The organism is Pedobacter sp. GR22-6 (genome assembly GCF_037402555.1).
Taxonomy (GTDB): Bacteria; Bacteroidota; Bacteroidia; order Sphingobacteriales; family Sphingobacteriaceae; genus Pedobacter.
On the sequence record NZ_JBBEUC010000002.1, the window covers coordinates 1254759 to 1270407 of the forward strand.

At 46.6% G+C, this 15649-nt stretch carries 9 protein-coding genes; 5 read left to right on the top strand and 4 right to left on the bottom strand.

Annotation, left to right across the window (positions count from 1 at the left end; all coding sequences use genetic code 11):
- Positions 1-68 precede the first annotated feature (68 nt).
- Positions 69-764, top strand: a complete 696-nt coding sequence (locus WAE59_RS13025) for a GNAT family N-acetyltransferase (RefSeq protein ID WP_337856404.1) — start codon at positions 69-71, stop codon at positions 762-764.
- A gap of 224 nt (positions 765-988) precedes the next feature.
- Positions 989-2599 (top strand): alpha/beta fold hydrolase, encoded by a 1611-nt coding sequence (locus WAE59_RS13030; RefSeq protein ID WP_337856405.1) that lies wholly within the window; start codon positions 989-991, stop codon positions 2597-2599.
- A 145-nt stretch (positions 2600-2744) separates the two neighbouring features.
- Here the strand turns inward: WAE59_RS13030 and WAE59_RS13035 are convergent, their stop codons facing one another.
- The 3 genes from WAE59_RS13035 to WAE59_RS13045 all read right to left on the bottom strand — a co-directional run bounded on the left by WAE59_RS13035 (position 2745) and on the right by WAE59_RS13045 (position 6535).
- Positions 2745-3101 (bottom strand): hypothetical protein, encoded by a 357-nt coding sequence (locus WAE59_RS13035; RefSeq protein ID WP_337856406.1) that lies wholly within the window; start codon positions 3099-3101, stop codon positions 2745-2747.
- 115 nt (positions 3102-3216) lie between these two features.
- Positions 3217-4926, bottom strand: a complete 1710-nt coding sequence (locus WAE59_RS13040; protein WP_337856407.1) for an FAD/NAD(P)-binding protein — start codon at positions 4924-4926, stop codon at positions 3217-3219.
- A gap of 115 nt (positions 4927-5041) precedes the next feature.
- Positions 5042-6535 carry a trypsin-like peptidase domain-containing protein gene (locus tag WAE59_RS13045; protein WP_337856408.1) on the bottom strand — a complete coding sequence of 498 codons (1494 nt, stop codon included), beginning with the start codon at positions 6533-6535 and terminating at the stop codon, positions 5042-5044.
- 151 nt (positions 6536-6686) lie between these two features.
- Between WAE59_RS13045 and WAE59_RS13050 the strand changes: the two genes are divergently transcribed.
- Entirely contained in the window at positions 6687-10151 is a 3465-nt protein-coding gene (locus WAE59_RS13050) for a family 43 glycosylhydrolase (RefSeq protein ID WP_337856409.1), read from the top strand.
- A gap of 11 nt (positions 10152-10162) precedes the next feature.
- On the opposite strand, the gene WAE59_RS13055 is transcribed toward WAE59_RS13050, so the two are convergent.
- On the bottom strand, positions 10163-10753 hold the full coding sequence (locus WAE59_RS13055) for an RNA polymerase sigma factor (RefSeq protein WP_337856410.1): 591 nt from the start codon (positions 10751-10753) through the stop codon (positions 10163-10165).
- Between the two features lie 202 nt (positions 10754-10955).
- Between WAE59_RS13055 and WAE59_RS13060 the strand changes: the two genes are divergently transcribed.
- Positions 10956-12101 carry a FecR family protein gene (locus WAE59_RS13060; protein WP_337856411.1) on the top strand — a complete coding sequence of 382 codons (1146 nt, stop codon included), beginning with the start codon at positions 10956-10958 and terminating at the stop codon, positions 12099-12101.
- A gap of 179 nt (positions 12102-12280) precedes the next feature.
- Positions 12281-15637 (top strand): TonB-dependent receptor, encoded by a 3357-nt coding sequence (locus WAE59_RS13065; protein WP_337856412.1) that lies wholly within the window; start codon positions 12281-12283, stop codon positions 15635-15637.
- Positions 15638-15649: the final 12 nt, after the last annotated feature.

The following is a 15649-nucleotide window of genomic DNA, read 5'->3' on the forward strand; positions in this document are numbered from 1 at the left end:
CGCCGGAAACGTCACACGTATCTGCAAGAAATGTTTCATAATGAATCGAGGCTGTTATATTTGCGTCAATGAATGACGAGCAAATTTTAACCAACCCGATCTGGTCTGCACTGGTGTCTGATAATGCTGCGCTTGGCACTGGCAGCGATCAGGTAATGATTTTCGATGCCGATGTAGCTCCCTTCGCAGGGCTTGCCTCTGATACACCTGAAAATTTCCAGACCTTATACGAGCTGGTAGAAGAAGGACGTACTGTGGTGCTTTTTTCTCCGAAGCAAGAATTGGATACGCTCCCTTTTGAGCATGTCCTGAAAGTTTCGGGGTATCAAATGGTCTTTGAGGCTGAGCTCCCGGATCTGGATCCGGATAGCAATGTGGTTCGGCTGGATGAAAATAATATCCCCGGGATGCTGGCTTTGACCCAACTCGCCCAGCCTGGTCCCTTTACCGAGCGTACAATTGCTTTCGGCGGTTATCTCGGGATATTCCAGGAGGGTGTGCTGGTAGCTATGGCAGGGCAGCGCCTGAAGTCGCCAGGCTTTGTAGAGATCAGCGCGGTTTGTAGCCACCCAGACCACAGCGGCAAGGGCTATGCGCGCAAGGTGGTAAATGCAGTGCTGCGGGACATTCTCGCCACGGGAGATACAGCTTACCTGCATGTAAGATCCGATAATACCAGGGCCGTAGAATTGTACAAGAGCATGGGCTTTGCGATTCGCCGCGACATGAATTTCTATGTTTTAAGCAAAAAGCCTGTGCTATAATGATAAGGTTTGTTGATGTATGAGCCTGATTGGCCTTCGATGTTAAATAAAGTTAATTTCTGGTCTTCTATTTACCTGAATTTTATATTTGGCCATTATCCTTGTCCATCATGCTTCAACCCATCATCTCATTTCTGCAAGTGCATAGGCTTTTAATGCTTTTTATCACACTACTCATCAGTCAAGGTATGAGTGCTAATGCCCAATCCGTAATTTTAAAGGGTGTGACTATCAGCGCTCGTACAACGTCAGCTTTGCCATATGTAAGTATCGGAATCAAGAACAAGCCTTTCGGCACAGTTTCCGATTCTCTGGGAAGGTATTCGCTCTCTTACAATAAAACAGATATTACGGATAGGGATTCTATTATCTTTTCGGCTATTGGTTACCATACCGTAAAGATGGCCTGGGACGATTTTCTGAAAATGGAGAAAACAGTTAAACTTTCCGAGTCGCCACAGCTGCTTGAAACGGTGAACATCAAAGCACGACCTGGCCGGATCAGAAAATATGGCCGGTCTAGCGCCAGTCTGATTTTCTTTCCATCAATGTACAAAAGTATACCAAAACATAGCGATGAGAAGGGACGCGAACAGGCTACTATTCTCAAGATTGACCAAAATGTTTTTTTGAGAAAGATGAGTTTCGAGATTAACAAGAGGGCATTCAAAAAGATCAAGCTCCGGATGAACATTTATAGTGTAAAGCAGGGGCTTCCGGATCAGTCCATACTCGCAAAGGATATCGTGTTTGATGTAATGGGGACAACCGAGATTGGCATGCCACGTGGCGAAAGCTTAGACTTGCGCCCCTATCAAATTCATATAAAAGGGCGCAAGGAAATAGCTGTTTCTTTGGCTGTTCTGGATTTGGAACCTTTGGAAGGGGACAGCACAAAGCAGGCATTTTTTATACCTTCCTTTCCAGGGCCCTTGAGGTCCAGCTTGTTTCGGATGAAAGGAGAGGCAGAATGGCAAAAGGTTTCTGCTTCTTATTTGCTGATTGCCATAGAAGCATCTTCCATAAAGGATGGCAAGAACCTGGCAATAGCGGATAACGAGGCGGAGATCGTAGCCGAAAATGCTACTTTATCTAGCCTGATGTATGGCAGCAACAATGGAAAGCGGATCAAAGTTGCGCAGGGGACCATATACTATGAAACCTACGGTAAGGGCAAACCGCTGTTTTTGCTGCACGGGAATAACGAATCCATCAATTCTTTCAGGGAACAGATCGGGTCCTTGTCGAGACGGTTCAAGGTAATTGCGCTGGACACGCGCGGACAGGGCAACAGTATCAACCTGAGTGTTGCCCCATACACCTACAAACAGTTTGCTGAAGACCTTTCTGCGGTAATGGATGCGCTGTCCATCAGGAAGGCAAGTTTGCTGGGTTGGAGCGATGGCGGGAATACCGCAATGGTTTTTGCTTTAAATCATCCTGAAAGGGTTGATAAAATGGTGCTTATGGGAGCCAATCTGTTTCCCGGACCTGGGGCTATAGAACAGGACATTGCCCGGTTATTCGAGAATCGCCGGGATAGTTTGATGAAGCACCAGGATCCCACATCCCAAAACCAGTTGCGCCTGACCGAGCTTGTACTCAAAGAACCGCATATAGATGCTAAAGACTTAAAGTCTATTTCGAGTCCCGTATTGGTTATGGCAGGGGAATCAGACGTAATTAAAAGGGAGCATACCTTGTTGATTCATTCCAGTTTAGAGAATGCCCAATTGGAGATCATAAAGGGCGGAGACCATTATGTGCCACTGAAAAATCCGAATGTTTTCAATAAAATTGTGCTCGAATTTCTTGAGGGAGGAAAGACCAGGTGATAGAAGGGGATTAGCATATCCGCAGATACCGCTTACCGTGTCCGCTTCGACGATCAGATGAACACCAAAGTATTTGAAGAGAAACTCAATAAAGTAGAAAGAAGAATCACTATGTTATCTCGATTGATATATAAGGCACTGGTAACTATGCTGTTACTTTCAAAAGGTGATCTCTGACTACGGTTAAATAAGTATCCGGGACCTGTTTGGATTCTATAAGTCTGAGCGGATGGATTACTGGCTGCTGCTGAACGATGAACACACCTTCATCACCTTTGTATTTCAGGTACCCCAAATCAAAGAAACGTTCCTGAACCGAGCTGGATGCGTCTGCTGACTTTAACTGCATTTCCTGGAAGGTGAGCGAAGTCTTTTGAAAAAGAAACCAGTGGAAATCCCTGGTTGGATACCCATTTCTGTCATCAGGAATACTGACTTCAAGGATACATACTGAATTGTTATCTAAATAAGAGTGGCATTGAAAACTGGTAAAGCGTTCCATAGTAAATTGATTTGCTGGTAGTTCACTGTATACAGCAATCATGCCATTCTTTGTGTTTTTTAAGTGTTTTTTAAAATTTTTGGGTCAAACATTTCCGGCTGCTAAGCCTAAATTTTCAGTCGGCCATCAGTCGTTTGATGATGGCACCGGAAGCGGCTTCAGAGAAGTCTAGCCCGGAATAGTCTGGGTTAAAACCACCAATATAGGGCACGGCCATCATGTATATGCGGTCATTGAATGCGCCATACTGATCGATCACCTGGAAATGATCATTGATGGCAATACCCGATACTTTTAAATAATAGCTGCCCTCCGTACTAACACTGACCGGTTTTCCCTGTGCTAAGGCGCTTTCTGCCGCTGCTGCAGCGCGGAACCTGAGCTTTGCCGGGCTTACGGTTTGTTTTGCTACTAAAGATTTGAAGGGGAAGTCTTCGTAATCGAGGTGAGGCTGGCCAACACAGTCAATATACGTCTGGTAATGAACTGCAAGGTCCTGCTGCTGCTCGTCCTGATAATGATAAATTGCGCCGCCCCCGGGATTGGCCTCCACACGGCTTTGATCTCCCACAGTGATCAGGCTGAGTACGCCAGCCTGGTGTAAGGCCAGCATTTCTTCACTGGAACTTTGAGGGATATAGGCAATGACTATGGAGATCAGGGGGCTCAGGGAATTTTGCAGGCGCTGCATGTCTTCAGCGGATAGATATTTGGCCGGGTAGTTCAATGCAAAACTCAGTACGCCCAGCATCTCTTTCCAGTAGACCGATTTACGTCGCTCGATGGACTTTTCTGCTTCCGCATATTCTGCTTTGAGCAATAGGAAAGGATCCAGCTCTTCCCGAAGCTCCATCATGGCTTCTACGAACGCTTCCAGGTTCATGTCCTTGATCTTTTCATAAAACGCAGGTTCCTTCGCTTTGATGGGCAACTTAAAATCCTGCTCAAATACATAATCTAAAGAAAGAAAGCCTCCGTTGTCTTCGATATGCTGTTTGATTTCGGATTCGGTCAGCAGGGCATCATTGCCCAGGTGTGAGTCTTCTAGGTGAAAACGTACGGCAGGCAACATGCCATTGCGGGTATGGAGGACCAGTTTGAAATTTTGACTTTCGTCTTTCAAGCGATACTGGAGCTGACCATTGGCATCTTTTTCAAAATAGCCATTGTGGCGGGACAATGTCCTGATGGCGTCTACCGCGGTAAGGGAAGAGCCCTTAATCGCTACCGGATGATCCAGCTGTAAGGCGAGCTTAGCTGGCGGGTAGGGCGCATCAAAATAACCAGGAACTTTCCCTTCATGGCGGTGAGGCCAGTTGTGCCCGGTGCAGATGATCACGTGATCAAATTCATATTTATCCTGGCCATTGACCTCTACGGTTACGCTTTGCGTGCCGGGCTGGTCGATGACATCCGTAACGTTGCTATTGTAATGCACCTGGAAAGCAATGCCTTTTTGCTTTGCCTGCTGTTGCAGCAGGCTGAACTGGTCGGACAGGTACTGACCGAACAACAAGCGGGGCAATACTTTGTATTCATTGAACCGGTTGGGGTCGATGTGGAATTTGTCCAGGGTATCTTTAGGGACAGTTTGAACCCAGTCTGCCAGGGAGCTGACCAGTTCCGGAATTTCATTGCTGGATACATTGGTGATGTGCTCATCATTGGCGCCTTCAGCGCTGTAAGGCATGCCTTCGCCCAGTTTCTTTTTTCGTTCAAAGATCTGAATTTCTAATCCCGTTAATCCGGATTCCACCAATCTTTTGAACATAAAGAGTGCACTTGGCCCTCCACCCAATAGGGCAATTCGTTTGTAGTTGTCCACGTTAATATAGTTGTTTTCTTAAAAGACCGATGTTGGAACAATCCCCTGCTGCAAATGTTTGCGGGCCGCGTGGATTTCATCATAAGAGGAACTCAACTGAGCCCTCATGGTATGATCAGGCCCCAAACGAGAGGTTGAAAACCAATCTCGAACCATCGGCACTCAGGCATTCAAATCTTAAGATACCATTGGTAGCAGATTGAAAGGTGTCGCTGATGTCGCCCACGCTGGAAATCCGGTTGCCATTAATGGTCAGTAGGATACCGCCCCTTTGTAGTCCAATCTGTGCAAATAGACCGCCTCTGCTGACGGCCGTGATTGCCAGACCGTAACTCATGCCATATCGCTGTTTGAACTCCTCAGACAGCGGTGCGAAGGTGGCGCCCAGATTTCTTGCAATTTCTTCTGCTCCACGCTGACTTGCTTTAGGAGCGGGACTTTGTGCTTGTAATACCACTTCAGTGCTCAGCGTCTGCGACCGGCGCTTGTATTGTAGTTTGATTTTATCTCCGGGATGATGCCTGGCGATGCGCTCTGACAGCGCCACAGATGAGTTTACTTTGGACTCATCTATGGCTTGTATGATGTCTCCGGCCTGGAGCCCTGCTTTTCCAGCAGCGCTATTCGGTTGGACGTCGGCAATATATGCGCCCTGAATGCTGCCTGGTTTGATTCCCTGGGCCATCAGGAATTGGTCTTCAGTGGCGGGTGATGGAAAATTAACCCCGAGTAAGCCGCGTTTGACTTCCCCATACTTAATGAGGTCCTTTACTATCTTAGTAGTCAGATTTACCGGTATGGCAAATCCGTAGCCTTCGTAGCTGCCACTCTGCGAGGCAATGGCCGCATTGATACCAATGAGCTGGCCGTTGGTATTGACCAGGGCTCCGCCACTGTTTCCGGGATTGATGGCTGCATCGGTCTGAATAAAGGCTTCCACCGCTGAACCCATGACACCGGAATTATTCACTTCCTGACCATCCTGCTGACCAATGATGCCGATATTTCTACCTGTTGCACTGACAATTCCCGCTGTAACAGTGGTGTTTAGTGAAAAAGGATAGCCTGCAGCCAGTACCCAGTCGCCCACGCGCACTGCATCTGAATTGCCGGTTTGGATTGGCTTAAGTCCCTTTACATCAATCTTAAGAACGGCCAAATCTGTATTTGGATCTGCGCCAACGAGTTTTGCTTCAAAAATTCTTTTGTCAGTAAGGATAACCTGGATTGCAATGGCGCCATCTATCACATGGTTATTGGTGATGATATAGCCGTCGCTACTGTAAATGACGCCGGATCCTGAGCCCAGTACTGGTGCCGGCCGTCTGTATTCACCATAAAAAGGAGGGTAAATGGCTGATTCGGCAGGGCTTCTATCGACCTGCACTTTGATGTGTACAATGGACTGGATGACCAGTTCCGCAGCAGTCACAAATTCCGGTCTTTCGGCATTTGCCTGCGTCGACTTATTGCCGGCTCCCAGGTCAAAAAAGTTTTTGGATTCGTTTTTTTCAGTCGGGGACAAGCCATTCAGCATTATTTTGAAAGTGCCAAAGCTGACCAGGGCGGCTACGACCACGGTTAGCATCAAAAAGCCAATTTTATTCATAAACACATAACGTAAGGTGATCGTATTTTGTTTAAGCGCCTGTAGGAAGCTTCAGGCTTTGAGCTTTTAAATTCATTGCCATAAAATAATAAACGTTTGTTTGACGTCTAATGATAGTTTGTTACATTAGGGGGAAAATAATTCAATCCATATGAAATCTGGTCGCAAGTCGGCAAATAGCCTCTGGCTTTTGACGAGGCTCTTCTTGTTTACAGCAGTATTGCTTCCTCCTTTAGCTCAGGCGCAAACCGCGCGTAACCCGGTTATTTTTGCGGACGTGCCGGACATCTCCATGATCAGGGTAGGGGAAACGTATTACATGAGCAGCACCACCATGCATTTGAGTCCTGGTCTGCCCATCATGAAGTCGAAAGACATGGTCAACTGGGAGCTGGTTGGTTATGCTTACGATAGCCTTGGTGATCGGGACGAACTGGACCTAAAGGGCGGAAAAAATGCGTATGGAAGTGGCTCCTGGGCCAGCAGTCTGCGTTACCATAAGGGAGTATTCTACGTATCTACCTTCTCCTCGACCACAGGCAAGACTTATATCTTTAGCACCAGGGACATTGAAAAAGGGCCCTGGAAGTCCAATTCTTTCAGCCCGGCATTGCATGACCACTCGCTGTTCTTTGACGATGATGGCAAGGCCTATATGGTTTATGGTGGGGGCCGGATCATGATCGTAGAACTGAATTCAGATCTTTCAGGCCTGCAGGCCAATGCGCAGCCTCAGGTGCTGATTGAAAATGCGAGCCTGGTATCCGGATCTGCCGGTGGCTTGCCAGCCGAAGGTTCACAGCTGTTTAAGGTAAATGGAAAATACTACCTGTTCAACATCTCCTGGCCGAAAGGAGGGATGCGAACGGTACTTGTTCACCGTTCGGAACAGCTGAAAGGACCATACGAAGGGCGGATCGCCTTGCAGGACAAAGGTGTGGCTCAGGGTGGAATCATTCAAACACCCGAGGGTTCCTGGTATGCTTATCTGTTCCGCGACTTTGGTGCGGTGGGCCGCATCCCTTATCTGGTTCCGCTAACCTGGAAAGATGGTTGGCCAGTGATAGGCAAAGAGAACAGGGTTCCTGATGAATTGGACCTGCCCGCAGCCAAAGGGCCAATCCCAGGCATTGTGGCGGCAGATGAATTTGTAAGGAAGCCAGGTGCGGCCAAACTCCCCCTGGAGTGGCAGTGGAACCATAACCCCGATAATGAGCGTTGGTCTGTCAGCCAGCGTCCCGGATTTTTGCGGCTGACTACCGGTCAGCTGGCTTCGAACTTACTGGATGCCCGCAATACCTTGAGCCAGCGGACTTTTGGACCGCAGTCTTCCGCAAGCACGATGATAGATGTGAAAGGCATGAAAGACGGGGATGTCGCGGGTTTGGCTTTATTGCAAAAGAAATATGGCTGGGTAGGGGTAAAAAAGGTAAATGGTGCGAAATTCATTTGCACAACAATTACAGGTGCTGCGGATGAACAGGCCATGATACCGCTCTCACAAAATACAGTCTACCTGCGTGTGGATGCCGATTTTAAAGACAGAAAAGATGAGGGGAAATTCAATTACAGTCTGGATGGAAAGATCTGGAAGTCAATTGGTTCAGCCCTACACATGGAATACACCATACCGCACTTTATGGGTTACCGCTTTGCTTTATTCAACTATGCAACACAATCCCCGGGCGGCTATGCCGATTTTGATTTCTTCCGTCTTCCTCAGCAAAATGAGGGTTCTTCGGTTGATTCTGCCTTATCTTACAACTCCGTTCAAACCTACTTGAATCCGGTGCTACCGGGTGATCATCCTGATCCTACGCTTTTAAAAGTGGGGGATGATTTTTACCATTGTGGTTCTACTTTTCATTTCAATCCCTATATGCCGATTTACCATTCCAAAGATCTGGTGCATTGGGAGCTTATTGCAAGGGTGCTGACTAAAGATAATGCAGAATGGGTAAGCGACAAGCCTTCAGCCGGCATCTGGCAGGGTGCGATAACTTATTTCTACGGATCGTACTGGATCTATTTTTCTGCCGGCGGGCAGTGGTTTTGTAAAGCCGATTCGCCAAAGGGACCATGGTCAAAACCGGTTAAGGTGAAAAGCAACCCGCAAACCGGCAGTCTGGGCTACGACAATTCCATCTTCGTGGATGACGATGGGAAACCATATATGGTCATCAAAAACGGACAGAAGGTCAACAGGCTGCAAGAGCTTGGTAAAGATGGGCAGTTGACAGGCGAGGTGATTAACCTCGACTGGATCAACGGAAAGCTTCAGTACAGTTGGGCTGAGGGGCCGGTCATGTGTAAGCGAAATGGCTATTACTATTATTTCCCGGCCGGGGATGTTTCGGGCGGACAGTACGTGCTTCGCACGACCGCCTTAACCAGCGATTCGACCAAATGGGAAAGATTAGGCCATTTTTTCAAACCCATTACTGACCCCAAAGTTGGTTTTAGGCGCCCCAATCACATTGCGGCGCCGGTCATGTTGTCTGATGGCAGCTGGTGGACGATTGGACAGAGCTATGAAAAATACGATAAGGACGATTGGTCGGGGATGGGCCGCCAAACTTCCCTATACCCGGTAATCTGGGAAGGGGACAGGCCCTGGGGGATGGCGCCGACCACTGCTCCGGTATTGAAACCCAACTTGCCTCAATCCGGCATTTCCTGGCGAAGTGTTAAAACCGATTATTTTGACGATGATCTGCTGGGCTTATGCTGGCATTTTCTAAACAAAAAATCTGCAGGACAATATGCGCTTGGCCAGCGTAAGGGATGGATGAGGTTGTCACCGGACACTGGCCTCACGCACGTGGTACAGAAAGAAACGGATCATTATTACACAGCAGTAAGCAGGTTAGATTTCAATTCGGGCAGTAAAGCCCAGGCAGCGGGTATCTATCTGACCAATGGTAATCAAGAGTTGACTGTAAAACTGTATTCAGGTTTTGATAAGGGAAAGAAGGTTGTTTTGCAATTGGGCAATACCCTGAGGATGGCAGAGAATCCATTTGGTGATTTGCTTTGGCTGAAGTTAGTACGAGCTGAACATATGCTTCAGGGCTTTTTTAGCAAAGATGGGAAGTTATGGAAATCAGTTGGTGACCCAATCAGTTGCGCTGAACTGGACAAGGGGCAAGCAAATTTCAATTCCTGGGTAGGTACCAGCGTAGGACTTTTTGCTGAAGGAAAGCCTGCAGACTTCGACTTTTTTATCTCCAAGGATGGTCGTTCAGCTTTGCCCTTAGCCGGCTACAGCAACCAGTTCGGCCTCAAAACATTAAATGCTGAGCAGGGGAAAATAGTCACCAATACCAGTTCAAAAGGCGGCTGGTTGATGTTGTCGGGCGTAGAACTCGGTCAGCAATCGCCGGCAGGAGTTCAGCTCCTGGCTTCCGCAAAATCTTCAGGTGTGCTAGAGATCTGGATGGATGATTTGCAAAGCGGTAAGTTGATCGCCAGAATCCCTTTCCGGTCTAGCGGCGGGAAATGGCAAAAACTAAGTGCCCCGCTGAAAAAAATAAGCGGTCAGCATGATATCTTTATTAAGTTTCCAAGTGGACAAGCCGAACAAATCAGCCTAAGCAACCTACAATTCAGCCATTGATGGCTGAATAGCTACTTCAAAATACCAATAAGCAGCAATGTGAGTGCAATGTTTTTCATGTTGTGCTCCAGGTATTTTTGGGCAATACTAATTTGGTTTTCTACTGTTCGTTTGGATATAGACAGCTTTTCTGCGATTTCGCCGTTGCTGAGGTTTCCGATCCTGCTTAAAAGAAAAATTTCCCGGCAACGCTTGGGCAGCTCAATTAGAGCACGCTCTATATCTTCCTGTATGTTCAGGCACCTGATCTTTTCTTCAGCTTCATTTTGCACGGCTATCAGGGAAGCAGGGACTTGATCGTAATTTTCCACATAAGACAGGCGCAGCTTTTTCTTGGCCTTTAGTACTTTATAGGTATGGTAACGGGCACTGGTGGTCAGGTAATTTTTGAAAGCGCCAATGGTTAGTGTTTCCTTCTTTCTCCAGATATTTAGGAAAGTATCGTTGGCAATTTCAGCTGCCGATTCTGCATCGTTTAGAAAAGAAAAGGCCGTAGTATATACTGCCTGCCAATAGCGATCGAAAAGCAGCTCGAAAGAACGGACATTTCCATCCTTTATGGCTTCCCATAGTTCATCATCGGAGGTATTTCTATCAAGCATATAAATGGTCAGGCTAATTAACAAAAAAAATCCGTTAAAATTTATACTCTTTTTAAATCCTGAAAAACAGGCAACTATTAAATAATCTCAAAAAAAATAAATAGTCATGTGAGTTCGGGATAGAAAAATGTCTCTATAGTATTAGTCGAGCCTGATCATGCGGGACACTGCAATGCTGGATTGACGTATAACCAAACCAAATATGACCAAAGAGCAGTATATAGCGCTTTTCGAGAAATTCGAGTCGGGAAATTGCAGTCCTGAAGAGTTGGCACAGCTGGAAAATTACCAGGATGATTTCCAGCTGACTGTCAAACCCTGGTCGGCAGGCATGGGCAGTTCCGACGCAGTAAAACAGCAGATCCTTGAAAAGCTAAGGTCACAGATATCGGCCGAAGGCAGAAGGCGCGGCAGTAATTTCCGCTATTGGCTCGCCGCGGCATCTGTATTGCTATTCCTTGCCGTTGGTATATCGCTCTGGAAGTATACAACAAATCAGCAGCGCAATCAGGATCATACCGCTCAGGTCAAATCCTCCATTTCACCTGGCCGCAACCGGGCCATTCTGACGCTAGCCAATGGTAAAAAATTAGACCTTGATGGTACCCAAACGGGGATGATATCCCGCGAGGGAGCCTCCATAGTGAGCAAAACTGCTGATGGCAAATTGATCTATGGGACCAATACGGATACGCCGGATAAAAATGCCTTGATTTACAATACGATAGAAACGCCGCGTGGCGGTCAATATGAACTGACGCTGGGCGATGGCACCAAGGTATGGCTCAATGCGGGTTCATCCTTAAAGTATCCGACTACCTTCACAGGTAAGGAACGTAGCGTAGAACTGACCGGAGAGGCTTATTTTCAGGTTGCAAAGAATAAAGAAAAGCCTTTTAACGTAGTGCTCAAGGGCATGAAAGTGGAGGTGTTGGGAACTCATTTCAATGTCATGGCTTATGATGATGAGCAAACGATAGAAACTACTTTGCTAGAGGGCTCGGTGAAGCTGACTAAAAACGGCAACAGTAAGGTGCTGATCCCGAACCAGCAGGGCCTGCTCGCGAATGGTGCATCAGACTTTAGCGTACGCACCGTAAATACAGAAAATGTAATCGCCTGGAAAAATGGTTTTTTCAAATTTGATGACGAGAACATTGAAACCATTATGCGCAAGGTAGCGCGCTGGTATGATGTGGACATCAGCTATAAAGGCAATCTGAAATATAAGAATTTCGGTGGTACAGTAGCCAGATTTAAGGACATTTCCCAGTTGCTGACCACACTGGAATTAACCGGAACTGTTCATTTTAAAATCGATGGAAGGAGGGTCACCGTTATGCCATAGTTCTGCACATTATGAAACGGTTGCCAAAATAAAAAAAACCGGAAGCGTTGGAGCGCCGCCGGTTTCAGCCAAATAGGCTTTGAGCAACTTATACAATCCTTGAAACGATCAACTATAAATTAACCCAAAACCAAATGTATAAATTTTTACACGCATTTTCATGCAGGTCTGAATCCTGTATGTCATCAAAAATCGGTTTGAGAGTGAAGCTTACGATTTCAATTTTACTGGCTACTATACTGCAGGTCAATGCCTCAAGCTATGCCCAGCAGGTAAGTCTATCTGTGAAAAATACCTCATTATTTCAAATTTTTGAAATACTTCAGAAACAAACCGGCTATGATTTTCTGTACAATTCGACGATGATCAGCAAAAGCGAATTGATCAGCATTTCAGTGAACAAGGTAGAACTGTCAGATTTTTTGGACAAATGTTTCGCCAATCAGCCCCTAACTTATACCCTTTATGAGAAGACCGTGGTCATCAAAAGCAAAGATCCAGTGGTTGGTCGGGAGACTGCCGATATGGTGGTGACAGGTGTGGTCAGGGATGCTCAGGGAGCGCCCCTTCCCCAAATTACGGTCAGGGTAAAAGGCACTACACTCGGTGCCTACAGTGATGCCAACGGTAAGTATACCTTAAAATTGCCGGATGGTGGCCGAACGCTTATCTTCTCGGCCGTAGGGTACGAAACGCAGGAAGTACCTGTAAATAACCGAACGCAGATAGATGTGACCCTAAAGGAGCAGATCTCTACCATGAATGATGTAGTGGTAGTGGGTTACGGTTCGCAGAAAAAGGCAGATGTGACGGGCTCCATTGCTTCCATAAATGAAGAAGCACTAAAAAGTGTACCCGTGAGCAACCTGCTAAGTGCGCTGCAAGCCCAGGCTCCAGGTCTCGACATTCAAAAAAGTGGCGGCAATAGCCACCCGGGGGCTAAACCCGCTATATCTATTCGCGGTCAGCGTTCATTACAAGGTGGGGCCAGTAATGATGTGCTTTATGTGGTAGATGGGATCCCTTTTAACGGTACTTACATCAACGATCTGAACCAGGATGATGTGGTCTCTGTACAGGTATTGAAGGATGCATCGGCCACCGCGATCTATGGATCCAGAGGAGCAAACGGTGTGATATTGATTTCGACCAAACGTGGTAAAACAGGTGCGGCTGTCCTGACCTATAGCAGCTATGCAGGGGTGATGAAGTCCCTCGGTCATTATGATGTGATGGAGCCTGAGGAGTATCAGATCTACAAAAAATGGGGAAGCTACAATGCAAACAATCCAAATGTGATTAATGCACCTAATCCCTATACCGGCATAGATGATCCGGGGTTTTACACTGACGGAACTACTTTTTTGCCAGCTGAGCTTGAGGGCTTGCAGAATGGAACCAATACCAATTGGCAGAACCTGATTTTTAAGAATGGGATGCGCACCAATCACCAATTGGGCTTATCTGGTGGTACGGAGCAGACCAAGTATGCGATTTCGGCAGGATATTTTGGTGAAACCGGTGTATTCCCCGGACTTTCTTTCCATCGTTTCAGTTTCAAAGTAAGCCTGGATCAGCAATTGGGAAAAATCTTTAAAGTAGGGATCAGCTCTATCAACTCGGTGAGCAGGATCAACGGGGAAGGAATCAATCCGGTATCGCAGGCTTTGCAATCGAGCCCCCTGACCGTTCCCTATGATGCGGCAGGCAACCTGATTCCATTCCCTGGTGGCGGCTCTTTGATTTACAATCCGATTGCCAACCTGATTCCGGGTGCAGTAGTTCAGAACCGGACGCGCTACAATACGTTCACTACCGCCTATGCCGAAGCACAGTTTACGCCTCATCTCAAATATAGGTTCAACGGTGGTGTGGAACTGACTCCTGAAACTTACGGGCATTTCTATAGCAGCAACACTTTCCAAAATTTAAGCGGTCCTTCAACCGGCAGGAACAGCAACTATGATTACCGCAATTTTACGCTGGAAAACCTTGTTGTATATGAGAATACATTTGCCAAAAACCACCATGTTACAGGTACCGGACTTTTCAGTTATCAGCAGGATAATAAGTACAGTACCACCCTGACCTACAACAATATTCTGGCCGATAATGTACAGTATTACAATCCCGAACTGGGCGCCAATTTTAAAGGTACAGGAGACTACTCAAAGTTCGCTATTGTTTCTTTCATGGGCCGTATAAACTATAACTTTAAAAGCAAATACCTGCTCACCCTAACGATGCGCTCTGATGGTTCATCTACGCTGGCTCCGGGAAATAAATACCATTTGTTTCCTTCGGCAGCAGCGGGATGGAACATCTCTGAGGAGAATTTCATGAAATCAGTTAATGCTGTATCCAGCTTAAAACTTCGTGTGGGCTATGGTACAGTGGGTAATGCTGCGGTTAGCCCTTACCAGACGCTAGGTGGCCTGGGGATCATCAATTACAATTACGGAACATCCTATGTAACCGGTACTTACCCCAATAATGTTCCTAATCCAAAACTAGGATGGGAGTATACTGCATCGTTGAACATGGGGCTGGATTTCGGTTTGTTCAAAGACAGGATCACTGGTACGGTGGATGTTTATCAGCAAAAAACCAATGATTTGATACTTCCTCAAAATCTGCCGATCACTACCGGCTATACCTCACAGTTCCTGGCCAATATCGGTAAAACGGAAAATAAGGGTTTAGAGGTTTCTGTAAGTACAGTAAACATTAAATCAAAATCGGAGGGTGATTTTAGCTGGACGAGCAGTTTCAATATTGCATTTAACCGTAACAAGATTGTAGCGCTGCAAAATGGCGTAACGCAGGACGTGGGCAATAACCGTTTTGTAGGTGAACCAATTGATGCCCTTTACAATTATTCCAGGCAGGGTATCTGGCAAAACACCCCTGCAGATTCTGCCCTGGCGAAAAAGTATAACCTCAGCCTATCAGGTATAGGGTCGGTTATAGGTACGATCAAAGTGGCTGATGTCAACGGCGATAACGTGATCAATTCCAATGACCGCATCGTTGTAGGTAGCCGGCAGCCGAAGTTTTTGGGCGGGTTTACAAATAGGTTCAGTTACCGGGGCGTAGACCTGGCAGTGGTCGCATCTTACCGTGTAGGTGGCACACAGATCGCTTACTGGCTGCAACCCGGCAGCAATGTGAATTCACTGACGGGGAAGATAAACAATTTGAACATTAACTATTGGACACCGTTCAATGGTGAAAATACCTATCCGAAACCCATCTTTGGTTCTAACACACCAACCTATGGTGATTTGCTGGGCTATTATAATGCAAGCTATCTGAAGATCCGGACCATCAGTCTGGGCTACACCATCCCGGGGAGACTGGTATCGAAGATGGGAATAAAATCTTTGAGGCTGAACACTTCGTTGAATGATGCGTTCATCTTATTTTCTCCTTTGCACAACCGGTTTAGTGGGGCTGATCCTGAATCTGCAGGTACACTTGGAGTGGATACCCCACCGGTTAAATCACTATTGTTTGGTTTGAATGTTACATTTTAATTGATTAAGACA